Genomic DNA, 24,763 nt, shown 5'->3' with positions numbered 1-24,763 from the left:
TCTATAAATTTGAAATCTTTATCCCCTTGTAACCGTATAGTCCATGCCGCTCAATGTAGTCCCATACATCATCGGGTACATACCCCAAAACATCCTTGCCTTTTGCAATAATTGAACGTATGTGAGTGGAGGAAATACCGATAATTGGTGCATCAACCAGGCTAAACCTTTCAGTAGGAAAATCTTGCTTGTAAGCGTTACATTCACGGGGATACACCAAAAAGTCATAGTTGGATACCAATTCCTTGTAGCTTTTCCATTGCGGGAGGGTCTGAAGCGTATCGGAACCAATAATCAAAGCAAACTCATTTCCTGGATAAAGTTCGCCAAGTTTTTTTAAGGTATCGATGGTGTAGGAAGGGCGAGGCATGGACATTTCAATATCGCAAACCTTAAGCCTTTTATTGTTCTCGTGCACAGCTAAACGAGCCATGTTTAACCTATGCTCATCCTTTTCCAAATCTTCAGGGCTTTTTAGCGGATTTTGTGGGCTAACCACAAACCATATCTCCGATAAATCGGAAAACTCAAGTATATATTCGGCTATTACCAGATGCCCCGTGTGTATTGGGTTAAACGACCCAAAGAATAGTCCTACTTTCATAATTTTTTCAATAAAAAATTTTCAACTATACGCTCAGCCTCGGCAAATGCAGTTTCTACCTGATTATTGGTTAATACATAATCGAACTGATTTGCATAGGTCATTTCCTCCTGTGCTTTACCAATACGCACCTTTAGCGACTCCTCGGTTTCTGTTCCCCTTTTAAGGAGTCGTTCTCGCAGTTCGTCAATGGAAGGAGGCATCACAAATACTGCCAACGAGTTATTCGGAAACTTCCGCTTGAGGTTAACACCTCCTTTAACATCAACATCGAACATCACATGGTGTCCTTTGTCCCAGATACGTTTAACTTCAGACCACAGCGTTCCGTAGTATGACCCTGGATAAACCTCTTCCCACTCCACAAATTCGCCTTTCTCAATCCTATTGCGGAATTCATCAACAGTAAGGAAGTAGTAATCCTTACCGTTAACCTCTCCGTTGCGGGGCATTCGGCTGCAAGCCGATACCGAAAATTCAAGTTGCGGGAATTTTTCCAACAAATGCCTTACAATGGTAGTTTTACCTGCACCCGAAGGGGCTGAAAATATTAATAGCTTGCCTTCCATTACCTACAAGATGTTTAACGATTGCTCCTTGATTTTCTCAAGCTCATCCTTCATCATCACCACAATTTTTTGGATTTCGGCATTGTTTGCCTTTGATCCCAGAGTGTTTATTTCGCGTCCCATTTCCTGGGCTATAAACCCAAGCTTACGTCCAACCGATTCAGGCTGGTTAACTGTTTCCGTAAAGTAGCTACAATGCTGTCGCAAACGTACTTTCTCCTCCGTAATGTCAAGCTTTTCAAGGTAGTAAATAACCTCCTGCTCAAAACGGTTGTCGTCAACCTTAATATTGGCATCAATCTGCTTTAAACTATCCGAAATCCGTTTACGCACATCGTGAATGCGCTGCTTTTCAAAAGGTTCAACCCTTTGCAAGTAATCAAGTATCAGGTTAACTCGGCTCAGTAAATCCTTTTCAAGAATTGCGCCCTCCTGCTTTCGGAATTGAATTAAGGCGTTCAACGCTTCAGCGCATGCCTGCAAAACTGCGTCAAGCTCTTCGGGGGCAATCTCTTCCTTCTGTGCCCTAATAACCTCAGGCAATCGGAGTATGGCTGGAACAACCTCAGCAGGGTTGAAGCTAATGCTATTTTTTGAAGCAATATCGCTTAGCTGCCGGTAGTAAGCCATAAAAACGGAATCGTTTATGGGTATGGCCTGCGACTCGGCAGTCTCCTCAATGCTAATGGACATATCAACTTTTCCGCGCTCTAACTCCTTGGCGGCTTTAGTTCTGATTTCCATCTCCAGTTCACGGTAAATAGCTGGCAAGCGGAGGTTAAAATCGAACTGCTTTGAGTTAAGTGAACGGACCTCAACAACAATTTTTTTGTTTCCAAAAACCCTTTCGGCTTTTCCATAGCCGGTCATCGATACTAGCATGCAAGTATATTTAAATATCACCACAAAAGTATCGAAAAATTGATAGACTATTAACAAGAATTAGCTTAAAATTATAGGATAAAAAGAGTTTATACTCAATGCATTTTAAAACAACCTATAATTTTGCATCCAATTTTTTAGTAAAAATCATATGACTAGAGGCTTAATCACCATACTGCTACTAGTGCTGTCAAACACATTTATGACATTAGCCTGGTATGGGCACCTGAAGTTCAAGGATATGAAATGGTTTGAGAACTTAAGCTTAGTGGGGATAGTTCTTATTAGCTGGGGCATAGCCCTATTCGAATACTTTTTTCAGGTTCCCGCTAACCGTCTAGGTTTCAGAGAGAATGGCGGCCCCTTTTCGCTTGTTGAACTTAAGGTGATTCAGGAGGCTATTACACTGGTAATATTTATGGGCTTTACCCTTTTTGCTTTTAAAACAGAGACAATTCGCACAAACCACATAATAGGATTTGGGTTTCTGATACTAGCGGTTTACTTTATTTTCAAGAAGTAATTAATGAAATGAAGGAGGTCAAGTTGACCTCCTTCGCCCCAAACACTTCGATTTTACCCGAAAATCGAAAGCTTCCATGAACTAACTAACCAACTCTCCATGAAAGTGCCGGAAGCTAATGTGTATACTACAAATATTAAACCAAAATTAATTTTAACTACCATCAAATAGTTAAAAAGTGTTTTATTATTGATGATATTTTACCCAAAAGGTTTATAGCTTCACCCATTTATTTTTTATTTTCATCAAAGATATTGTTAAAACTTTGCTATTAATAACGGTAAAGGTTTAATTTTACGTTGTTAATTGAAAAAGGAGCAATGAAAGCTTTAAGAATAGAGGCTGAGATTGATTCACCCGAAATATACTTCAACCCTGACACTAAAGTATTTTCCATTTCCGGCATTTCGCACCCGGAGAATGCCAAGGAATTTTACCAGCAAATACTCGATTGGCTCGATGAATACTATGAGTTCATCAAAAACCAAGAGCCATCGAAAATCATAGTTGACCTTAACTTTAGGTATATCAACTCTACTTCATACAAGTATCTCCGCGACGTTTTAAGAAAAATATCGTCGTTTCGAAGCGCAAACTTTGAAGTTGAGGTTATATGGAACTACCATGAGGAGGATGAGGAACTGCTCCATGAGGGTGTAGTTCTGTTTGAACTACCCGATATCAACCTGCCCTACAAATGCATACCCTATAACTAATCGGTATACTGACGTAAGTTCTCGATTCTTGCCACAATACTCCGCAATAGCTTAAGCAGCACATCCATATCCTCGGCTTTTACTATTGATGTTAATCGGCCATTCTCCTCATCAAACCTAAGCAGCTGTTTCAGTTCGCCTGCATTATACCCTGTCATCGCGGCAAAACTCCTGCAAATATCATCAATGGGAACCGCACCCGAAATGATATTGAAGTTGTATAGCATGGCAATAAGCATAGCTACCGATTCAATGGAGAGAACTATGGTGTTAGGGCCAAGAATTGGCTTTGATAGTTGCTCCCTATCAACACGAGCATCAAATTCGGCTTCAAGTGCCTCAAGCTGCAACTCCTTTAAAACATCAATTAGCTCCGGGTAAAACCTTTGCTTGATATATAGCACCTCGGCATACTTCTCGGTGTACTCACCGCGCTCAATGGCAACTAGTTTCATTTTTAGTATTCTAATCCATGAGTCCAGCTCAATGGGTAAATACTCATCCAACGGCAAAGAACGGATTTCGGCTTTAACCTTTTTTAAAAACGGATTGAAAAGTTGCTGGAAATACTCCTCAATGAGCAATTCCGAATGGTTAATAATATTCTCAGGTGCAAATAGCTCATCCGTTTCCTTTTTGAGCTGTTTTATAACAGCTATTATTTGACCTATTGCCTTAGCTCGTTCCATGGGAATTAAATTATTTTTGCAAAGGATTACCAACCACCATTTTAGCTGGTAAACTTAGGAAAAAATACAAACCAATTTACAATGATTATCGATAATCTTTTAAATAAAGATAATTTAAATAAGGAAGAACTCGTATACCTCTTGGGCTGCGAGGGTGAGGAAAAAACAAAGCTTTTCACAAAGGCTGCTGAGGTAAAGGCTAAGTATATTGGACGCAAGGTTTACTTCAGAGGTCTAATTGAAATGTCGAATATTTGCCGTAAAAACTGTTTGTACTGCGGCATCCGTTCTGGCAATACCAACGTTCATCGGTATAATTTAACTGACGATGAGGTAATTGAGGCAGCCAAATTTGCCTGGGAAAACCGTTACGGAAGCATTGCCATTCAAACTGGCGAGGTAAGCACTAAAGAGTTTGTTGATAGAATAGAAAACCTACTGGATAAAATCAACAAAGCCACAAACCATGAGCTGGGAATTACACTTTCGCTTGGTGAGCAGACCGAGGAAACATACCGGCGATGGTTTAACAAAGGAGCCATTCGTTACCTGCTCCGCATTGAGGCCTCGAACCGTGAACTCTATGCAAAGCTTCATCCCAACGATAAGCATCACGATTTTGACGAACGGCTGGAATGCCTGAAGGCCCTCCGACGTGTAGGATATCAGGTTGGAACAGGGGTAATGATTGGGCTGCCTTTTCAAACCCTAGAGCACCTTGCCGACGACCTGCTTTGGATGCAGGAAATAGATGTGGACATGGTTGGCATGGGCCCTTACGTTGAACACCCCGATACCCCACTTTACCAGTATCGAGATAAACTTCTTCCGCTTACCGAACGCTTTAACCTGGCTCTTAAAATGACAGCCTTGCTTCGAATCCTCATGAAGGATATCAACATTGCTGCGCCAACCGCACTTCAGGCTATTGACCCTCTTGGTAGAGAAAAGGCCATAAAAGTGGGAGCTAATATCGTTATGCCAAACATAACTCCCGGTGCCTACCGTAACGATTACAAGCTATACGAGAACAAACCCTGCACCGACGATGCTGCCGATGATTGCAAGAATTGCCTCGAAGCACGTATTCAGCTAACCGGCGATGAAATTGGATATGGTGAGCATGGGAACTCAAGACACTTTTACCGGAGAAGAAACGATACGACTATATAGTAAGGACAATCCAATTGGATTTTACCTAAAATTTTTCAATTAATTGCTTCTATTTTTGGTAGTTTCCCAAAAAGTAAATAATTTTGCGGCCGAATTGGTGTGTAATCTCTTATCAGGACTTAGGAGCCGGTAATATTCCACACCTTAGTGTTAATCAAATAAAACAGTATAAAATGGATCTCATTAAGATTGCCGAACAAGCATTTGTTGAGAAAAAGAATCACCCCGATTTCAAGAGTGGCGACACAGTGGTTGTTCACTACAAGATTAAGGAAGGTAACAAGGAGCGTATTCAGAACTTCAGGGGTGTTGTAATTCAGCGTAAGGGAACCGGCGCTACTGAAACCTTTACCGTTCGTAAAATTTCAGGGGGTGTTGGCGTAGAAAGGATTTTCCCTTTACACTCACCTTTCATTGAACAAATTGAAGTTGCCAAGGAAGGTAGAGTGCGTAGGGCTCGTATTTACTACCTGCGTAACCTTACCGGTAAAAAAGCACGCATCAAAGAAAAGAAACGTGGCGTTGAAGGCGAAAATATGTAAAAAAATCCCCGTTTGGGGATTTTTTTTTTGACCACCCTTTGCAGGAAAAAAAAATTATATCTATCTTTGCACACGCAAAACAAACGACTCCGTAGCTCAACTGAATAGAGCATCTGACTACGGATCAGAAGGTTGGGGGTTTGAATCCCTCCGGGGTCACTTGATAAGCCAGTCAATACAGACTGGCTTTCTTTATTTGGTAAAGAAACCCTTGCAAGCATTGCCGGAGGGATCATGAAGCGAAGCGGAACTAATCCCTCCGGGGTCACTTGATAAGCCAGTCAATACAGACTGGCTTTTTTAGTTGATAGTTGTTCGTTTTTAGTTGATGGTTTTTTGTTGAGAGTGGCTAATGAATTTTTTTCAAACTATCAAACAAATTCGTTCTTAAAAAAAGACCCTAAAACTAAAGGCTCTCACTAATAAATTTCTCTCTTGGAGAAGAAGAAACTCCACTCGCGCTCGGCATTTTCGTAACTATCGGCTGCATGAACGGCATTATGGGTTGTGTCGGACCCGAACTTTTTCCGGATTGTTCCCTCCTCGGCCTGGGCTGGGTCGGTTTTACCAATCAGCTTCCGCATCGATTCAACCGCATCGGGGCGCTCCAAAACCATTGCCATTACAGGCCCTGAACTCATAAAGGTTGTAAGCCTATCAAAAAACTCCTTTCCCTGGTGTATATCGTAAAACTGCTCAGCCTTTGACTTGGTGAGCATGGTAATCTTTATCCCTCGGATCTTAAAGCCAGCTTTAAGGATATCGAGCAAGATATCGCTAACCGTGTCGCTTTTAAAGGCGTCGGGTTTTATCATACAAAAAGTAAACCGTGTATTCATATGGCTGTTAATTTATTTTCCCAAAATAGTAAATGTAAAGTAAAACTCAAAACATATCTTTGTAAACAGTTTATAAAAATAACCTAACGGATGCTTCAAATAGATAAAAGTCAACTTAACGAGCTGAAAAAGGCGCTAAGCAGTTCTAAAAACATAGTAATAACCACACATCACAACCCCGATGGCGATGCTATTGGCTCAGTTCTTGGCCTATACCATGCATTTAGGGCAAAGGGTATCGACTCACGTATGGTTACACCCAATGGTTTTCCCGACTTTTTAGGTTGGCTGCCCGATGCCGATAAGATTATGCACTACTCAAGGGATAAAAAGGGTGTAGAGGATTTGCTTTCAAATGCCGACCTGCTATTCTGTTTGGACTTTAACGGATTCAAGCGGGTAGAGGATATGGCCGAAGTATTGGAAAAATCGCCCGCCAAACGGGTTCTTATCGACCATCACCCTGAACCCGAAAGCCCTTTCCATATATCAATTTCATACACTGAGGTCAGCTCAACCGCCGAACTGGTTTATGAGGTTATTGAGCAAATTTATGGCGAGAGTATTATTAACTATGAGTCTGCAGTAAGCCTCTACACTGGCATTATGACCGATACAGGTTCGTTCAGCTACGCATGCTCGCGCGAGCGGACATTTGCCATTGCAGGAAAGCTAATAGCCAAAGGAGTAATTGTTGAGGATGTTCAAGGTTTGGTTTACAATAACTTTTCGGAAAACCGAATGCGCCTGCTTGGCTTCTCTCTTGCCGAACGCATGAAGGTTTACCCTGAGCATCGTGCAGCTTGCATTTGGCTTAGCCGAAACGACCTAAATACGTTCAAACATCAGATTGGCGATACCGAGGGTTTTGTTAACTATCCATTATCGATTAAAGGCATCGTTTTTTCAGTTCTTTTCACTGAAAACGAAGGTTTCGTGAAAGTTTCGTTGCGTTCAAGGGGTAATTTCCCTGTAAACACTTTCTCAAAGCTATACTACCAGGGCGGAGGACACAAAAATGCTGCTGGTGGAAAAGCATTCATGGGTATGGATGAGGCTGTGAAACAGTTTGAGGAGCTAATTGCCAAGCATTCCATAGAACTTAACTCATAGTGTATGGTAAATAAAATAAATACCCTTTTGATTTTTTTACTTTTGCTGAGTGCCTGCAATCCTTCAACACAAAATGTTGCGGAACAGCCAAAATCAATTCCAGACACCAAGCAAAAGCTTTTGGGTATTAACTATCAGCTTACCGAGAAGGATAGGGAGCTAATAAAAGCCTATATCGATAGGCATAGGTTAACCATGAAAGAAAGCCCAAGCGGACTATTTGTATATGTTTATGGTAAGGGTTACGGTGAATACCCCAAAAAAGGTGATTTGGTCAATTACTACTACCGCATTTCGCTTCTGGACGGAACTGAATGCTACAAATCAGAACCAGGCAAACCTAAAAATATGGTAGTGGGGCATGGAGGAGTTGAAGCGGGACTGGAGGAGGGCATTATGCTCATGCGGAAAGGGCAAAAAGCTCTTTTTATTCTACCACCACACCTTGCTCATGGTTTAATTGGCGATATGGATAAAATCCCCCCCCGGGCTTCAATAGTTTATGAGGTTGAGCTGGTTGATGTTCAGCATTGAAATATTTTCTATTTTTACAATGAAATTTATAACCTTAAACAAAACTAAAACCCTGCACTCCATGGCAATGAATCGCTTATTTATCCCCGCCGTTATGGCACTTTTAACCCTTGCGGCATGTTCAAATAAATCCAAACTATTCCCCGGTTACAGCGTAACCGATAGTGGAATTCATTACAAGCTCATTACGCTTGGCGAAGGCGACACCCCTGCATCGATAATTAATTACGTAACAGCAGTAATTGCATACCGCACCATAAACGACTCCCTTTTCTTCCAGGGTGTTCGTCAGTTTCAATTAACCGCGCCTGAGTATGAAGGCTCCATTGACGAATGCTTTCTGATGCTAAATACCGGCGATAGTGCATCGTTCTACATTCAAGCTGAGCCATTCTTTACCAAAACCCTTGGAACATCGCTTCCAAGGTTTATCAACCCCGGTGAATTCATGAGGGTTGACATCAAACTACTTGAGGTTAAAACTGCCGAGGAGTTCCAAAAAGAGATGGAAGCATTCATGAGCTGGATAAACGACTTTGGCGAATACGAAAAGGTTATACTAAAGCAATACCTCGATGGCCAAAAAGTTGATGCACAGCCAACTGAATCGGGGCTTTACATAATTCATCAAGTAAAAACACAACGCAGTAGCGTTGAAATTGGCGATACCGTAACCATACACTACGAGGGACGTTTCCTAAACGGAAAACTTTTCGACTCCACCCGCAAGCGGGGCGAACCATTCCAGTTTGTTTACGGCCAGAAATGGCAAGTGATTCCGGGCTTGGAGGAGGCCATTGGTAAAATGCGCGAGGGAGAAAAGGCCATGCTTATTGTGCCATCGCACCTTGCTTTTGGGCAACAGGGTAATTCAAACGGTATGATACCCGCATTTACTTCGGTGATTTTTGAACTTGAAATACTGGAGGTTAAGAAAGGTTTAGCACAATGAGATTAACACATTTTTTTCTTTTTTCGAGTTTTTTGACCGTCGTGGCTTCGTGCGACAACTCACTGGAAACCGATAAACGATACGCTGAAGAAAAAAGTATCGAAAGCTACATAAGCAGTAAAAAATGGAATTACACAAAAAGTAATGGGGTTTACTGCTCACCCCAATCACAATCGTATGGTTACGAAGTAAACTATGGCGATACCATTCTTTTTTGGTATAAGGGCTACACCATTACTTCACCCATTTCAGTTTTTGACTCCAATATTAAATCGGTTGCCATTGAAGCTAAGCTTGATACCATTGTTCGCAAGTTTGAACCGCTAAGGGCTGTTATAGGCTCAACTCCCCTACTCGATGGCTTGAAGTACGGCTTGCTACTTTGTAGGGAAAACCAAAAGGCAACAATCCTTTTTCCATCGAACCTCGGATTTGGCGATAGCTATGTTGGCCCGGTAATGCCATGGTCGCCATTAGCTTTCGATGTTGAGATTATCTACTTGAATGGCCCTGGAAAGGTAAACGAGCAAAATCTTTTTAAAACTATCAATCTTTCAGAATATACGCTTCACTCCAGCGGCCTGTACTACCAGCAAGTGGTTGATACCGGTTTAGTGCGGCCAACAGAAACCGACAAGGTGTTTGGTAGCTATATAGTTAAACTAACTGGCGGACAGGAAATTGAAAGTTTTTCTACCACAACCGAGCCAATTACGCTCAGCAACCTAACTCCTCATGCTGTTCGTATAGGATTTACCCTGGCATCGGTGGGCGGTACAGTAAATATTATTGCACCATCGCCTTTAGCGTATGGAAAAAAAGGAACCCCAAAGGTTTCACCCTACACCCCGGTGGAAATAACTGTTAAACTTGATAGTATTAAAACCAATTAACTTTGAATTGAATTGGTAAATAGTATATTTGCAGGAAATTGAATAGAAACTATGAATAGAAATTTGCTTTTGATTATTGCAGGCCTTTCACTTTCAGCCATTTCGTGCGATAAGGATTTTAAAGACCCCGAAGGTGATGAAATGGCTCGTTTTAATGCATGGATTCAGGTTAACAATATCCCCGCCGATGCTAAAAAACCAAGTGGTTTATACTTTGTAAGCCAAGCCGAAGGTAACGGCCTTACGCCGCAAAAAGGCGATTGGATTCTGTACTCCTATACTGAAAAAACCCTTGATGGATTAGTTTGGTTTACCGATAACAGTGAGCTTATAAAACAATACGACAGGTTTGATATCAACTATCATTACACACCTGTATTTGTAAAGTATGAAAAAGCACCCGTGCAAATAACCGGATACAGCAGAACGCTACTCAAAGGGGTTTATGAGGGGTTGGGTTATCTAAAGGAAGGAGGCAAAGCCACCCTTTACATTCCGTATAACCTTGGCTACGGAACCTCAAGTGCAACCAACGGATTGGGCTACCAGTCGCTAATTTACGATATTGAACTCCATAAGGTAATCAAAGATCCAAGAGCATACGAAAAAAGTTTGATTAATGATTATGTAGCACAAAATTACCCTGGACTTGAACCCATAAACGATAGCATTTACTACATTCAGCTAACCCCACCTACCGTTGATACGGTAACACTTGCAAAGGATTCTATTGCCTATGTTTACTACAAGGGAATGTTTCTCGATGGATTTGTTTTTGACACCAACATTGATAGCGTGGCCCAAAAGCTTGGCAGAAAGTTTAGCTCAACCGACTCGCTAAAAGTTACTGTGGGAGGCAATGATGTTATAAAAGGGTTTAGCCAAGCGCTTTTAGGCATGAAAAAAGGCGAATGGGGACGAGCAATAATACCATCGTTTTGCGGTTACGACTCCATTGGCAACAGTAACATACCGCCTTTCACACCACTTATCTTTGACATTTATTTCAGCAGCAAGGGCAAAGCATCAACTAAACCCAAATAACCTTAAGCCAGTAAAGCAAATACAGTGTTTTTCTTATTGATATCGGGGAGTGGGATATTTTTCCACTCCCTTACTGTTTTGGTAATAATAAGTTCATCAGCTGATGTTAACTCTGTAGCAATGGCTATGGTAGTTTGTTCATTGCAAACACTAATCAAATCCTTTAGGAGCTGAATATTACGGTAAGGAGCCTCAATAAAAAGCTGTGTTTGTCCCTCAGTCCGCGAGCGCTGTTCAAGTATCCTGATTCGCTTGCGTCGTTCGTCGGGTTTTACAGGGAGATAACCCACAAAGGCAAAGTTTTGTCCGTTAAGGCCGCTTGCCACTAGGGTTAGCAGGATTGAACTTGGCCCAACAAGAGGAATTACTCGTATTCCCTTACGGTGAGCAGCAGCAACAAGTATAGCACCAGGATCGGCAATAGCGGGAACACCTGCTTCTGACATAAGCCCTACATCGTAACCCTGAAGTAAGGGTGTAAGCATAGCCTCAACCGCCTCGGGCTGGGAATGTTCATTCAGCTCAAAAAAGACAAGTTCATCAATCGGTTTTTGAACCTTTATACGCGACAAATACCGGCGTGCAGTTCTTAGTTCCTCTACCACAAAGTAACTTAAGTGCCTGGTTATGTCAATAACACGCTGGGGTAAAACATTTTCGGGTTCGCTACCGCTGATGGGTGTAGGAATTAGGTATAGTTTTCCTTTAACTTCAGCCATTTTTTCAATCCTTCTATCTATATTTACTAAAAATTTTTACGAAGGTAATGCAAATGTTCCGATATCTAAAGCTTATAGTATTGAACCGGAATGCAATATTGGTTTTTGCTGTAATTGCAGGGATTATTGTGGGTGAGCATGCAAGTTCCTTGAAGTTTCTGACATTCCCTGCACTAGCATTAACCATGACATTCTCCATGACGGGCATGAGCCTTGTGCAGCTAAGGAGCGAACCACATATATTCAAACCAATGCTAACCGGTATCGCTTTAAATTACGTTGCATTCTCAGCTGTTATGCTACCACTGGCATACTGGCTGATGCCTACCAAAGAACTTTTTTACGGATTTGTAATCATTGCAGCCACCCCTCCGGGTGTAGCTATAATCCCTTTCTCATTTATTCTGAGAGGTAACGTGGTTTACGCCATTATTTCGGTTACAGGAGCATTTCTGGGTTCTATCCTAATTGCACCTTTAATGGTAAAACTCTTTGCTACCTCATCGGGAATCAACCCTACTGACTTACTTTTGCTGATGCTTCAGCTTGTGGTTGCTCCGTTGGTAGTGTCACGCTTTTTGCTTTGGAAACCCATTAAGCCATTTATTGAAAAGGTTAGAGGTAAAGTTGTGGACTGGGGGTTTGCAATACTAATTTTTGTGGCTGTAGGGTTGAACAGGCAGGTTTTCTTTTCTTCCCCTGCTCTACTACTTAGCATTACAGGTATTTTGGTTGTTACTATCTTTGGACTTGGGCATTTTACCAATATCCTGGCTCGACGCCTGAATATCTCACAAGAAAAAAGAATACCAATGGTAATGCTTGTTGGGATTAAGAGCTCTGGTTTTTCGGTGTTCACAGCCCTTACCCTTTTTGGTAAAGAAGCGGCAATACCTTCCGCTGTGATGGCAGTGGTTGTTTTGCTCTATTTGATATTTTTGTCAATCAAATCAAAAGCACTGTAAGTGAAGATAACTTTTCTTGGCACAGGAACTTCGCAAGGTATGCCCGTTATAGCATGCCCGTGTCCGGTTTGCCAATCAACCGACCCACGCGACTGGCGACTTAGAACATCTGCACTCATTGAACATCAAGGAATAAACATAGTAATTGATGCCGGCCCCGATTTTCGGCAACAAATGCTCCGGGCCAAGGTAAAGACCCTTCACGCCATACTGCTTACACATGAGCACCGCGACCATATTTCTGGCCTTGACGATGTTAGGGCCTACAACTGGCTTCAGAAACGCCCCATGGATATTTGGGGCGAAGCAAGGGTGCTTACTGAGCTGAAAAGGGAATATAGCTATGTTTTTGCTGAGCATAAATACCCGGGAATCCCTGAATTTGAAATGCATAGCATCGATGGTCAACCATTTGAGGTGATGGGTATCAACATCATCCCAATAAGGGTTTACCACTATAAGTTACCCATATATGGGTTTAGATTTGGCGATTTAACATACATTACCGATGCAAACTTTATTCCCGAGGATGAGAAGGAAAAGATTATTGGCTCTAAGTATCTGGTAATAAATGCCCTAAGGACGCAAAAACACATCTCGCACTTTTCACTGCCCGAGGCACTTGAACTGATTGCTCAGCTCAGCCCCCGAAAAGCTTTCATCACACACATTGGCCACCAAATGGGATTTCACAACGAAGTAGCGAAAACATTACCTGAAAATGTATGCCTTGCCTACGATGGGCTTGAGCTAGAGTTTTAATCTTCCCTTTCAACTTTGAAAAGCACAATAAATGTAAGGATTGAGAGGATAATAAAAATAAATCCTGCTGTTGTTAAGGCTACTGTTAAACTCCACCTATCGGTAAGCCAACCGTAAAAGGGCCCCCAAACCGAAAATATTATCCGAATAATAAAATTTCGAACCGATAGTATTGTTGCCCTCATAGGAGCAGGAGCAATTCTGTTAATGCTATCTTTTAGTATAGGGGTAGCCACTCCCCTAGCCAGGTAGAAAATCACAATAAATGGCATTGCCCAGTAACTCCTAATAAAGCCCGCCATTATAAAGCCAAGAAATAGAAAAAGTATTAAAACCCCAGTGGTTCTAATCCTTCCCAATTTGAGTTCAACCCTATAGGCAAACATGGCAGCAACACCCACTAGCAGATTTAGGGCTGTCCAAATTGCACCGTAGGCCTCCACTGGTGTATCAGCACGTATCAACCAAGGTTGAACAAACCAGGCCATGGTTAAAGTTGATGCTCCCACCACCGATGAAAGCAATATGTTCCAGCGTAAGCGCAAGTTCTTAACGAGAGCAAACCTTACAACATCAACTATTTGCTTCCAGCCCAGTTCCAATCGGTTATGCTCGGTTTTGGGTTCAATAAGCGTAAAGGCAGCCGGAACAGCTAAAAGGGCAACAAGGGTTTGACCGTAGTATGGGTAACGTATGCTAACGGCCGCAAGCAATCCGCCAAGAATACCTGCTGAAGCTTCAGCAAAATTACCTATTGAGGTCATCCTACCTTCGTGCTTTATATACCTATCTTGCTGCTTAGCGTCAACAAGGCTGTCGTAAAGCAGAGCCGAATCGGCACCCGAAATCATACTTTGCCCAAAACCAAGCACAACCTCAGCCATTAAGAATCCCCAAAAACCATAGGAAATTGAATAGATTGCAAAGCCAATAAAGCCCAAAACCGCCCCAATGAAAATGGTGTTTTTTCGCCCTAGTGCATCGGCAAAGTAACCCGATGGGATTTCGAGCAATACAATGGAAAGTGAATAAACACTTTGAAGGATAAATACCTGACTTACGTTAAGCCCATTCTCCTTGTAAAATAAAACAACTATGGGCATAACCAGCATAAACCAATGGGAGACCTTGAGAATGTAAAGGCGGATTAGATTATGGTTTAATATGTTATTCTTCATTGCAGTAAAAATGCAAATATAAAGAAAAGAGGCCATGCTGAAAATTCAGCATGACCTATAGTGCGGAGGAAACTATCAGATTTATTTTTTTGAAAAAGTAGATTTTTGATAAAGCTCATCGAGCTTTTTACTAATCTTTGCAGGATTTGTTATAGGCATACCTGATTGGTTAGTCTCATAACCAAGCAGTACAGCCTTTTTTTGCTTTTCAAATGTTGGAAGTTTAGTGCGGTTGGTTGTTTCTATGTAATTTCCATTGTTATCAATGAGAATTATTTTAGGTACAAATACCCCCTTCCTACCAATAAACTTATCCATAATTCTTAATGCTTTGTTATACTCATCGGGTGTTGCACGTCCTAGTGCCTCGTAATCAAATATTTCCTTATCATCCCAGGTGTAAACCTTTGCTTTACTCTCCGAAATTTTATCTTCAATTTTCAGGTCAATATTTAGATTATCATAGTTTAAGGGCATTAATAGGACTTTACCGCCTCCTCCTTCAATATTTACAGCATAATTTGGTCTAACAATACCCGATAACCATCCCTGCATGTGTTTCATATAAATTTGACCAACCTGTATGGGTGATATAAAATGAACAATCCCTTTCTCTTTATGGCACTGTAGCAGGTAATATGGATGAACCCCAACCCAAAACATTCGGCGAAAGGTTTTGGCAAGGGTAACAAAATAGTCGTTAACATGATTCAAGAAAACAGTTTGGTTACGAACAGTAAAGCCATAACTATTTATTCGCTTAATGGCTGCTGCAAAGTCAGCAGTAATTTCTTTATAGTGATTTACATGGGTCATGAAGTAAACGTATTTCTCCGGACCCTTTGTGTAACGATTGGCCGATTCTTTAATTAATGTTAGAATCTCGTCAGTTACAGCCATAGGTAAAACCACTGGAACTCTTGTAGCAATTCTTATGGCACGAATATGTTCCATTTTACTCAATTCCTCTAAAACGTATTGCAAGCGTTTCTTGCTTACCCGCAAAGCATCGCCACCAGTAACCAATACCTCATCAATATTTTTATTGAAGTTGATATAAAATAAGCCCTTGTTAATAAGTTCAATATTCACATCACACGTAGCATCAAGCGATTTTGCCCTTTGGCAATGAACACAATAGGATGCGCAACTTGTGTTTTGCGCAACAAAAAGTGCCACTCTATTGGGGTAACGCTGATAGGCTGCACCGTAACTTCTTGACCCCTCATTCATTGATGCCTCTCTCCCGGTATTTGGAAATAAAAGATTGGCTGGTGTAGGAACACTTTGCCAAAAAATTGGATCGAGCCTTTTGTTTCCTTTTTCCTCTAAAGGAATATCGGGATGAAATGGATCTTCATCCATTAGCGAAGCGTAGTAAGGAGTAATTCGGAGCGGATCCTTCCCCTGGCGTTCCAGCTCATCAACAACACGTCGTATCTCTTGCTCCTGATAATCGTTTAATTTAATGACATGTTTTAGCTGATCAACACTCCGGATTGAATTTTTTAGCTGCCATTGAGGATTGTACCACTCCTCATCTTTAACATTCTTCCAAAGTTCTATTTTTCGAAAATCTCTTGGGTGGTAAATGAATTCCTTGTGCATCATTGTTTGTTTAAATTTATTGTTAATTATACTTAAGTCAATCACAATTGGAAATTACCCTTACTTCATTTTTTCAGCTCTTCCGCCTTTAATTACTCTCTTTACCTTAGTAAAATCGAAACTATTTCCAGCGTCATTTTTTAGGAATACCACCAGGTCGGCAGTATAGCCTATGGCTATTTTACCTTTTTTGCCATGAATGGCAAAAGCCTTAGCAGAATTAAACGATGATATTTTACCAATTTCGTTAACTGGAAAACCCGACTCTAGTAGAAGGTTCTGTTCCTTTGCAAAGGCTGAGCCGTCAAATGGCATGTTATAGCCAATGCGTAGCTCAACCCCCTTTGTATGCAGGGCTTTTACATATTCCATAAGGTGAGCAAATCCATACTTTAAGCGTTGCTTAATTGCTTCGGTTGGCTCAATACCGCAAGTGGTAAAGCCCGAATCTACAAAATGTTTTATCCGGTAAAGCCCTGTGGAAACCGAAGCATTGTTTGACCCAAGAATAGCGGCAACGGAATCGAGCAAGACAGGGCTATTTTCAGCCAAATACGATATCCCCTCAATGGCCAACAGCTCATCGGGTATATTTTGCCTAATGCCATAAATATTCGCAATCCTATTTAACACTTTATCGGATGAGCCAGTTAACAGGAGTAACGAATTCATAATTGATTGTATCCCCTCGATATTTTTAGGATAGTTCAAACCATTTTGAACTCCAGTAAGAATCCAAAAGCAATTATCCCCCGCGTGTTCCTGGTTTTTGCTATCGTAAATACCCTTAATAAAAACGTAGGGTGATTGGCTGGGATTACATGCAGATTTTCCCATTTCAACCGACCGTGCAACCATAACATCGGTAAGTTTTGGGTTTGGCTTCCAGCTTACGATTTGAGGAACCCAAGCGGAATCGGGTTCAGCATCAAAAATAGTGGTTACCCCATAGGGTAAAAAATGCTTGGATACAATGCTTCGGTAAAAGGTTGTCAGGCTTTTAGGGTGAGTATCAAAAGCTTTGCCGTTCGACTTGAAAAAACAGGCAATTGATGTATGGCTATCAATAAAACCGGGCATAACTATGCCACCATCGGCATCAACCACCTTGCGGGTGCGAACAGGCTCGCCGGCATCTATTATTCCAGCAATGGTATCGCCCATCACTAAAATGGTTTTTCCATCAACCAAACCGCTATCGGTAAGAATGGTGGCGTTTTCCACAATCAAATCGTATCGTTTGGGCTTTTTACAACCGCTTATAACAATTAAAAGGTTAAGGCTAAGAACAAGTAAAAAAAATCGATTCATAGCTTTTTGAAGATTACATGGGTTAGAAACACAGATGAACGTGTAAACACTTTAAACACCTTGTAAATATAGGAAAAATCGCTTAAAGAAAAAAATTAGGGGTTGCGTTTGCAACCCCTATTCATATTCTACTTAAATCCACGGTTTCGTAAAAGCGGATCAATTGATGGCGCTTTACCACGGAATTTCAGATACTGAACCATACCATCGTTGTTACCACCCTCGGCAAGCACATACTTACGGAACTTGGCAGCAACATCCTTGTTGAAAATATCGCCCGTTTCAACAAATGCATTAAAGGCATCGGAATCGAGCACCTCAGCCCATAAATAAACGTAATACCCCGATGCGTATCCGCCAACAATATGGTTAAAGTATGAGGTACGGTAACGGGGGTATATCTCTGGGATTAGCTTGATACGACTCATAGATTGGTTCTCGAATTCAAGCACATCTACCTGTTTAGGCTCTGTAAAACTATGCCAATCCAAATCGAGAATGGCCGCTGCAATGTACTCCACGGTAGCAAAACCCTGGTTGAATTTTGAGCTGCGTTGCAACTTTTCAATCAGCGCATCGGGCATAACCTCGCCGGTTTGGTAATGCTTAGCGTAGAACTTCAGGACTTGCGGCTCACCTGCCCAGTGTTCCATAATTTGCGAGGGAAGCTCAACCATATCGCGTGGAACACTGCCGGCTATTCTTTCGTAAGGCCCATCGGTGAACAGGCCGTGCAGGGCATGCCCAAACTCATGGAACAGGGTTTCAACCTCGTCCCAGGTAAGCAGAGCTGGCGTGGTTTCGGTAGGACGCGTAAAGTTTGTTACAATATTTACTATTGGGGCAACCTTTTTGCCGTTCTCATAGGTTTGCTGACGGAAACGCCCACACCATGCACCCACGCGTTTGCCCGGACGTGGATGGTAGTCGAGATATAGTAATCCCACGTGTTGACCTTTATCATCCTTAACCTCAAAAACTTCAACCTCAGGATGGTAAATAGGCAAATCGGTGCGTTTGGTGAATGTTATACCGTAAAGCTTGTTGGCAACGTAGAACATACCATCGCGAACATTCTCGAGCTTAAAGTAGGGTTTAAGCTCAGCCTCATCCAAATCATACTTCTCCTTTTTTAGCTTCTCGGCATAGTACCACCAATCCCAAGGGGCAAGCTTGAAGTTGCCACCCTCGCGGTCAATTATTGCCTGCATGGCATCCCTATCGCGAATGGCAGCATTCAATGCTGGTTCCATTACCTGGTTCAGGAAGCTGTAAACAGCATCGGGTGTCTTGGCCATATTATTGCTAATAACGTAATGGTTAAAGGTTTCATAGCCTAACAGCTTTGCTTTTTGAGCCCTTAGGTTTGCAATCTCAAGTAGTATGGCCTTGTTATCGAACTTATCGTTGTTATTGCAGCGCATTACATAGCCCATGTAAAGCTTTTCCCTAAGCTCACGTTTTTTGGAGTATTGTAGGAACGGTATCATGCTGGGTTTTTGAAGTGTGAATACCCACTTCCCCTCATGGCCAAACTGCTTGGCGGTAATGGCTGCTGCATCAATAATATCCTTTGAAAGACCCTCAAGATCCTCGGGTTTATCGATAACCAGAATGAAATTCTTGTTGGTCTCGTCGAGCAGATTCTCCCCAAATTTCAATCTCAGCTGCGAAAGCTTCTGGTTTATCTCGCGCAGCTTGGCTTTATCGTCGTCGTTTAGGTTTGCACCATTACGAACAAAATCGTTGTAATACTTTTCAACGGTTCGTAGCTGAAGGCTGTCGAGTTTAAGGTTCATACGGTTATCGTAAACCGCCTTTATTCTCTTGAACAGCTTGTCGTTTAGGCTTATATTGTCGTGATGTGCCGTAACCTTTGGGGCAACCTGGCGGGCTATAGCCTGCATCTCAGGCGATGTTTCGGCACTGTTTAAGCTGTAAAAAACCGTGCTCACCTTTGTTAGCAACCTACCCGACTTGTCCAGAGCAAGAATGGTATTTTTAAAATTGGGTGTTTCAGGATTGCTAATAATGGCGTCAATCTCTTTTTGCTGCTCTTCAATACCCTTTTCAAAAGCGGGTACGTAGTGCTCCAGCTTTATCTCGTTAAAGGGCGGTACCTTAAATGGTGTTTTGTACTCGGTAAAGAATGGGTTTTCGGTTTTAACCAACGCAAACCCGCAAACTATTGCTGCTAATGGCATAAGGAAAAGTACTTTTCTCATAGTTTTAGTTTTTGGTTTTATAATCTTTGGATGAGAAATAGAAAGTAAGGTTTAATAAGGATAAAGGATAAAGGATAAAGGGTAAAGGTTCAAGATTTCCATGTATTGCTACCTTCCCCCTTTCCCTCTAACTCACCTGAATTCCCTTTAACCCATATTATTCCGAATAATTCAGAACCAATGTCGTTTAGTTAACAAAAATATACATGCCTGTCATCCTGAGCACAACGAAGGATCTCTAATCGACCCCATGAAACGTTTCGCTCGTGCTCAACATGACAATAGTTTCACGAACAATGATTCACGAACAACGAACAACGCTTCCAGCCCCGTAGGGGCGTAATATTTGTAACGCAATGATTATTCCCACATGTATAGCGATGCACGCAACACATTTTCCAAGGAGCAAAGGTGAAGCTTTGCATCGCAACAGAAAAGCATGACGAAGAGCGATTTTCACGTTCTTTCTTGTCTAGATACAAGAAAGAACCAAAGAAAATCAAGGCTGAAAAGCCCGACCCGATGGGTACCCCGCGGGTGGAACTGCCGCGCGATACTATTCGCCACGCCTGCAGCGTGGCTCAAATGGTATCGCTTACTAGCCCCACCGCCACGTTCCACCCACGACCCATTGCCGGGTCAGGCTTTTATGCCACTGCGTATGACTCATTGTGTTGGTAAAGGTATTGCATTAAAGATGAGTTGAAGGTACTAAGAGATGCTTCGACTAGGCTCAGCATGACAATAGTTTCACGAACAACAAGCAACGAAGACCGTTTCCCGCCCCATAGGGGCAAATCGACTAAGCCCAGGGTTTTAACCCTGGGTATTGTGGTATTCAAAATTTTTGGCGATGCACGCAATACATAATCCAAAGAGCAAGGGGGAAACGTTGCATCGCAACAGAAAAGCATGGCAAAGAGCGGTTACCAAAAAAAACAACAAGGATTAAAGGTAAAAAGATGCTTCGGCTAGCTCAGCATGACAAGGGTGCAGAAAGGAAGATAGGGTTTTTGTCATCCCCAACAAAGTCGAGGGATCTCTTCAAAGGATTGAAGAAAATCAGCAATGAGATACTTCGCGAAGTCTATCCCGATAAATCGGGACTCAGCACGACAGCGTAATGTTTCGCTTGAGCGCAACATGACAAATATCCTTAACTAAACAACATTGAATTCAGAACCTTCAACGCTTAAGGGTTATTTATTAACGACTATCGTTCTACTTCTTCAAGTAATCAGAAAAAACCTTTTCGAACTTTTCCAGCTTGGGTGTTATTACCATTCGGCAGTAGGGTTGGTTTTTATTGCCCTCGTAGTAGTTCTGGTGATAATTTTCGGCCTTGTAAAAGTTTTTGAATGGCTCAATGGCAGTTACTATTGGCGAGCTCCAGATGCCAGCGGCATCGAGCTGGTTTTTAATTTCAATGGCTGTAGCCTTTTGGTCCTCATTATGGTAAAAAATTACCGACCTGTACTGCGTTCCAATATCGGCGCCCTGTCGGTTCAAGGTAGTTGGGTCGTGGGTTTTAAAGTAGATTTCAAGTATTTTGGCAAAGGGTATTATATCGGGATTAAAGGTTACCTGAACCACCTCGGCATGGCCAGTATTGCCGGTACAAACCTCCTGATAGGTAGGGTTTACAACGTGACCACCAGAATAACCCGATTCTACCTTAACAACACCATTCACTCTACTAAAAATTGCCTCAACACACCAGAAGCATCCAGCTCCTAAGGTTACGGTTTCGGTTTTAGCACTCATAGTTTCAACTGGTTTTTGTGCCTTACAGCCCAACATTAAGGTTAGGGTTAAGGCCGAAAGGGTTAACACATACGTTAGCTTTTTCATTTCAAAGTCAATTTAATCATTGACCAAGATATTAACGAATTTGTTAGGGTGTTGTTCAAAGTCACCTAAAAATACTGCATACCAACGTAGTAGGAATGAGATGAAGTTTGAGGAAGTTAGAGGGAGTTTGAGCCCGTGAACCGTGAACCGTGAACCGTTAAACGTGAAACGAGAGACTTGAGGCAGGAATGGGTCGGAATGAGACGGAATATTGGGAATGGGAGGAAGTTAGAGGAAGTTAGAAGAAAAGAGAACAGTTAAACCGACGTGGGATAAAATAAAAAAAGCCGGATACAAATTCCGGCTATACATTGCGGTATCTTTGCTTTAATTAAATCGATACGAAAATTTAACCAAGAATATGTTGTGTGGGTGCGAATCCCAAAGGTTATCAATATCGTTGCCAATGGAATTGCTGTAAACCGATTCAAAATTTTCTTTCCCATGGGTCCATACAAAGTAAACCGTAGAACCGGGGCGGTATTCCCACCGAACAATCAGGTTTGACTGTAGGTTCAAGTAATTGAAATTCCTATTGTCAAATGAGTAATCGGTTGTGCCATCGGTGTTTTCATCTACCAGATATACCTCATTGTCGGCGTCATAACTTATCTGTGAATCGGTATATGTCAAAAACCTATCGGTATACTTTTTGGCCCTGGGCTGAGTAATATACTTGAACTGGGAATACTTACCGCTTGTAAAATATGGCCTTCCATAGTATTGAACTGACAGTTCAGGGTTAATGCTATACTCCACCCGTAACGACATCACCCAGGTGTTCCTATTCAGATGTCCCCTAATATACCTTGTATCACTCTCAGTACTTATGTTATCCACATAGGAAAGTTCACTTTTACTGAACGAGTACGATGGGCTAACCCTTAGCAGTAAGCTTTTTAGAGGTTTGTATGTCAATGATAATGAGTAATTATGGCTTACAGAGCTATTGTTATTGCCAATATAGGCACTATTGCTTACACCAACAATTAATTTCTTCCGTCCATCGGAGTTAAGGTTAAGCCAGTAGTTCCATCCCCCTGGTAATTTTAGAGCAGGGCCACCTCTAAGTTCCGATACACTAAGGTTTTCGCCATTCCAGTTAATACCTCCCCCAACATACCAGTAGTTGGGTAGTTGAAGGTTCAGGTTTATGTTTCCGCCCTTATAGGTTGATTCGCCACCAAAATTCCAGCCCGTCCATTGGTTAATATTAACATTCAACGACCTGTAAACCTTAGTAGGTTCCCAGTATCGCAACCCAACCCAGATTACCTGGAATATATCATCAACATTTTGAACATAACCAATATCATTTATTTCCAGCTGAGGCGAACGCCAAGCAACCGCAGCCATGTAGCGTATATGACCCTCGCCCACTTTGCCGAATTGAAGCACACCCCCAGTTCCCGTAAGCGATGTTCTGGATGAATCTATCTTCACATGTTTAATATCGGGGCGTTGAAAATAGTGGGATGAGTTGGTTTGTGTAAGCAGAATAGCATCCTTGCTTCCATTAACGTGACTCCCGTATAGTTTGGCTTCAACCAGGTACTTTTTGTTTGCCCATAAATGCATTAAATCCACTCCCCCCGAGAAAGCATTACGGTGGTACTCATCGGCCATTATTCCCGATAGTGCTCTATTGGTTGAGGTAACCATTCCCGAAACTATTGTATTACCCTCATTGTATTCCTGTTTTGCGGAAACAACGGTATAGTTTGTGAGCGGTTCAACCATTTCATGGCTGCGGTTACCAGCAGAATCGATATTTGCCCATGCATTACCTGTAACACTTTGGAGCAAACCAACCGATAAACCACTACTTGATCGGCCGGTTAACTTGGCAGCCCCAAGAATAGTTGAGTTTGAAGGTACTCGTGCATATTCGTTATCGCCCAAGTCGGGGTAATGCTGGGGTGCTCTACCAATTCTTCGGGAGTAAAATAGGTTGTTTGTAGCCAGGTCGCCATCACCAAACATTAACGGAAAGTTAAGCAGGTTGCTCCCCTCAATAAAGAAAGGTCGCTTTTCCTCAAAATAGGTTTCGAATGCTGTAAGGTTCACCTGTGCGGGGTCAGCCTCAACCTGGCCAAAATCGGGATTTACAGTTAAATCAAGGGTAAAGTTATTGGTTAAACCAATTTTGGCATCCACTCCGGCATTCAAACCATTGCGCCTTCCGGTCATAAAAGGGTTCCCTTCTTCGGGTTTAAAGCTCTCTGTTTTGGTTACAACATAGGGTGCAATCTCAACCTGGCGCTTGGGTGTTAAGCCTTTCAGGCCATGTAGCTCACCAAAAAGGTGCACAAAACCCGGCGCATCCTTAGGAACATGCTGCCAGAAATCGGTTTCCTGGTTCCTGTAAAGGTGACGCCCCACCTGAATACCCCAGGTTTGAACATCGGCTGCTGAGAATCGGAGCTGGTTCAGGGGAATTTTCATTTCGGCAGTCCAACCGTTCGGGTTTCGTGTAGTCTTAGCCCACCAAATTGGATCCCAGTTAGGGTCTTCCCTATCACCATTCTCGGTCATGACCATATCCATTTTTGTACCGGAAGCTGAAACGCAGAAAATAAATGCGGTGCGTTTGTCAAAGTAGGAATCAATACCTATTGCAACATAATCGCCCTCAATATCATCGCGACGGGTAACGCGTGCTACAATTTTATCGGGCTCAGTATCGTGCAACCGGAAAGCAGCATATAGGTAATCGTTATCGTACGTAATCATAAACTCCGTTTGCTGCGATGGTTCAGCACCATTATGGGGTTCATGCTGGGTAAATCCACTACACCAATTATCTTTTTGCCAAACCTCATCGTTCAATGCCCCATCAATTATAGGGGGATGGGGATTAACATGTAACGCTGTGCATGTATTTTTTGACATTTCCTGGGCCAACAATGTATTGAATGAAAAAGTAATCATTGCTGCCATCAACATTGAGCATGCGGTAAGGTTATGCTTCATAGGTAAAATAGTTTTTTTAACCAAATGACGCATATATGACGCCTAATGCTGCTCAAAGGCTACTTTAGAAGTGTTAATAATTGCTAAAAGCGTGTGGA

General features: G+C 42.1%; 24 protein-coding genes and 1 tRNA gene. 13 read left to right on the top strand and 12 right to left on the bottom strand.

All coding sequences use genetic code 11. The features are described from left to right. Position 1 precedes the first annotated feature (1 nt). From nadD to AB6811_RS01115, 3 genes are read right to left on the bottom strand one after another with little or no spacing between them, the layout of a single operon-like run. Positions 2-604 (bottom strand): nicotinate (nicotinamide) nucleotide adenylyltransferase, encoded by a 603-nt coding sequence (gene nadD, locus AB6811_RS01125; protein WP_369488359.1) that lies wholly within the window; start codon positions 602-604, stop codon positions 2-4. Next, positions 601-1,173, bottom strand: coding sequence for a guanylate kinase (gene gmk / locus AB6811_RS01120; RefSeq protein WP_369488358.1), 573 nt, complete (start codon positions 1,171-1,173; stop codon positions 601-603). Before gmk ends, nadD begins: the two co-directional genes overlap by 4 nt. A gap of 3 nt (positions 1,174-1,176) precedes the next feature. Next, on the bottom strand, positions 1,177-2,055 hold the full coding sequence (locus tag AB6811_RS01115) for a YicC/YloC family endoribonuclease (protein ID WP_369488357.1): 879 nt from the start codon (positions 2,053-2,055) through the stop codon (positions 1,177-1,179). Positions 2,056-2,206: 151 nt separating this feature from the next. Between AB6811_RS01115 and AB6811_RS01110 the strand changes: the two genes are divergently transcribed. Beyond that, positions 2,207-2,578, top strand: a complete 372-nt coding sequence (locus AB6811_RS01110) for a DMT family protein (protein WP_369488356.1) — start codon at positions 2,207-2,209, stop codon at positions 2,576-2,578. A gap of 320 nt (positions 2,579-2,898) precedes the next feature. Continuing rightward, positions 2,899-3,294: a DUF1987 domain-containing protein gene (locus AB6811_RS01105; protein ID WP_369488355.1), complete on the top strand. Its 396-nt coding sequence runs from the start codon at positions 2,899-2,901 to the stop codon at positions 3,292-3,294. On the opposite strand, the gene AB6811_RS01100 is transcribed toward AB6811_RS01105, so the two are convergent. Further along, positions 3,291-3,983 (bottom strand): hypothetical protein, encoded by a 693-nt coding sequence (locus tag AB6811_RS01100; protein WP_369488354.1) that lies wholly within the window; start codon positions 3,981-3,983, stop codon positions 3,291-3,293. The two genes, AB6811_RS01105 and AB6811_RS01100, sit on opposite strands and share 4 nt — an antisense overlap. A gap of 81 nt (positions 3,984-4,064) precedes the next feature. Here AB6811_RS01100 and hydE point away from each other — a divergent pair, with 81 nt between their 5' ends. The 3 genes from hydE to AB6811_RS01085 all read left to right on the top strand — a co-directional run bounded on the left by hydE (position 4,065) and on the right by AB6811_RS01085 (position 5,857). Further along, positions 4,065-5,156, top strand: a complete 1,092-nt coding sequence (hydE, locus tag AB6811_RS01095; RefSeq protein ID WP_369488353.1) for a [FeFe] hydrogenase H-cluster radical SAM maturase HydE — start codon at positions 4,065-4,067, stop codon at positions 5,154-5,156. Between the two features lie 173 nt (positions 5,157-5,329). After that, the gene (gene rplS / locus AB6811_RS01090) at positions 5,330-5,698 is read left to right on the top strand and encodes a 50S ribosomal protein L19 (protein WP_369488352.1); all 369 of its coding nucleotides are present in this window, start codon (positions 5,330-5,332) and stop codon (positions 5,696-5,698) included. Between the two features lie 85 nt (positions 5,699-5,783). Then, positions 5,784-5,857, top strand: a tRNA-Arg gene (locus AB6811_RS01085). 260 nt (positions 5,858-6,117) lie between these two features. Here the strand turns inward: AB6811_RS01085 and ndk are convergent. Then, positions 6,118-6,537, bottom strand: coding sequence for a nucleoside-diphosphate kinase (ndk, locus tag AB6811_RS01080; RefSeq protein ID WP_369488351.1), 420 nt, complete (start codon positions 6,535-6,537; stop codon positions 6,118-6,120). 90 nt (positions 6,538-6,627) lie between these two features. Here ndk and AB6811_RS01075 point away from each other — a divergent pair, with 90 nt between their 5' ends. From AB6811_RS01075 to AB6811_RS01055, 5 genes are all read left to right on the top strand, one after another. Next, a complete protein-coding gene (locus AB6811_RS01075) occupies positions 6,628-7,650 on the top strand; it encodes a DHH family phosphoesterase (RefSeq protein WP_369488350.1) in 1,023 nt (340 codons plus the stop codon). Positions 7,651-7,653: 3 nt separating this feature from the next. After that, positions 7,654-8,184, top strand: a complete 531-nt coding sequence (locus AB6811_RS01070; RefSeq protein ID WP_369488349.1) for an FKBP-type peptidyl-prolyl cis-trans isomerase — start codon at positions 7,654-7,656, stop codon at positions 8,182-8,184. Positions 8,185-8,245: 61 nt separating this feature from the next. After that, positions 8,246-9,136, top strand: a complete 891-nt coding sequence (locus AB6811_RS01065; protein WP_369488348.1) for an FKBP-type peptidyl-prolyl cis-trans isomerase — start codon at positions 8,246-8,248, stop codon at positions 9,134-9,136. Positions 9,137-9,177: 41 nt separating this feature from the next. Further along, positions 9,178-10,029: an FKBP-type peptidyl-prolyl cis-trans isomerase gene (locus tag AB6811_RS01060; protein ID WP_369488347.1), complete on the top strand. Its 852-nt coding sequence runs from the start codon at positions 9,178-9,180 to the stop codon at positions 10,027-10,029. 51 nt (positions 10,030-10,080) lie between these two features. After that, the gene (locus tag AB6811_RS01055; protein ID WP_369488346.1) at positions 10,081-11,073 is read left to right on the top strand and encodes an FKBP-type peptidyl-prolyl cis-trans isomerase; all 993 of its coding nucleotides are present in this window, start codon (positions 10,081-10,083) and stop codon (positions 11,071-11,073) included. 2 nt (positions 11,074-11,075) lie between these two features. On the opposite strand, the gene AB6811_RS01050 is transcribed toward AB6811_RS01055, so the two are convergent. Beyond that, a complete protein-coding gene (locus tag AB6811_RS01050; protein WP_369488345.1) occupies positions 11,076-11,792 on the bottom strand; it encodes an SAM-dependent methyltransferase in 717 nt (238 codons plus the stop codon). A gap of 53 nt (positions 11,793-11,845) precedes the next feature. Between AB6811_RS01050 and AB6811_RS01045 the strand changes: the two genes are divergently transcribed. Both AB6811_RS01045 and AB6811_RS01040 read left to right on the top strand, forming a co-directional pair. Next, the gene (locus tag AB6811_RS01045) at positions 11,846-12,757 is read left to right on the top strand and encodes a bile acid:sodium symporter family protein (protein WP_369488344.1); all 912 of its coding nucleotides are present in this window, start codon (positions 11,846-11,848) and stop codon (positions 12,755-12,757) included. Then, on the top strand, positions 12,758-13,519 hold the full coding sequence (locus AB6811_RS01040; protein ID WP_369488343.1) for an MBL fold metallo-hydrolase: 762 nt from the start codon (positions 12,758-12,760) through the stop codon (positions 13,517-13,519). Here AB6811_RS01040 and AB6811_RS01035 read toward each other — a convergent pair. The 4 genes from AB6811_RS01035 to AB6811_RS01020 all read right to left on the bottom strand — a co-directional run bounded on the left by AB6811_RS01035 (position 13,516) and on the right by AB6811_RS01020 (position 19,841). Next, positions 13,516-14,697 (bottom strand): MFS transporter, encoded by a 1,182-nt coding sequence (locus AB6811_RS01035; protein ID WP_369488342.1) that lies wholly within the window; start codon positions 14,695-14,697, stop codon positions 13,516-13,518. The two genes, AB6811_RS01040 and AB6811_RS01035, sit on opposite strands and share 4 nt — an antisense overlap. Positions 14,698-14,778: 81 nt before the next feature. After that, positions 14,779-16,308: a KamA family radical SAM protein gene (locus tag AB6811_RS01030; RefSeq protein ID WP_369488341.1), complete on the bottom strand. Its 1,530-nt coding sequence runs from the start codon at positions 16,306-16,308 to the stop codon at positions 14,779-14,781. Between the two features lie 57 nt (positions 16,309-16,365). Further along, positions 16,366-17,616, bottom strand: coding sequence for an amidohydrolase family protein (locus AB6811_RS01025; RefSeq protein ID WP_369488340.1), 1,251 nt, complete (start codon positions 17,614-17,616; stop codon positions 16,366-16,368). 128 nt (positions 17,617-17,744) lie between these two features. Further along, entirely contained in the window at positions 17,745-19,841 is a 2,097-nt protein-coding gene (locus AB6811_RS01020; RefSeq protein WP_369488339.1) for a M3 family metallopeptidase, read from the bottom strand. Between the two features lie 522 nt (positions 19,842-20,363). Here AB6811_RS01020 and AB6811_RS01015 point away from each other — a divergent pair. Next, positions 20,364-20,522, top strand: a complete 159-nt coding sequence (locus AB6811_RS01015) for a hypothetical protein (RefSeq protein ID WP_369488338.1) — start codon at positions 20,364-20,366, stop codon at positions 20,520-20,522. Between the two features lie 540 nt (positions 20,523-21,062). Here the strand turns inward: AB6811_RS01015 and msrA are convergent. Both msrA and AB6811_RS01005 read right to left on the bottom strand, forming a co-directional pair. After that, the gene (gene msrA, locus AB6811_RS01010) at positions 21,063-21,692 is read right to left on the bottom strand and encodes a peptide-methionine (S)-S-oxide reductase MsrA (RefSeq protein WP_369488337.1); all 630 of its coding nucleotides are present in this window, start codon (positions 21,690-21,692) and stop codon (positions 21,063-21,065) included. A gap of 327 nt (positions 21,693-22,019) precedes the next feature. Then, positions 22,020-24,665 (bottom strand): DUF5916 domain-containing protein, encoded by a 2,646-nt coding sequence (locus tag AB6811_RS01005; RefSeq protein ID WP_369488336.1) that lies wholly within the window; start codon positions 24,663-24,665, stop codon positions 22,020-22,022. Positions 24,666-24,763: the final 98 nt, after the last annotated feature.

The organism is Tenuifilum sp. 4138str, from assembly GCF_041102575.1.
Lineage (GTDB): Bacteria > Bacteroidota > Bacteroidia > Bacteroidales > Tenuifilaceae > Tenuifilum > Tenuifilum osseticum.
Note: the sequence above shows the minus strand (reverse complement) of the source record. Positions and strands in the feature narration are given on the sequence as shown.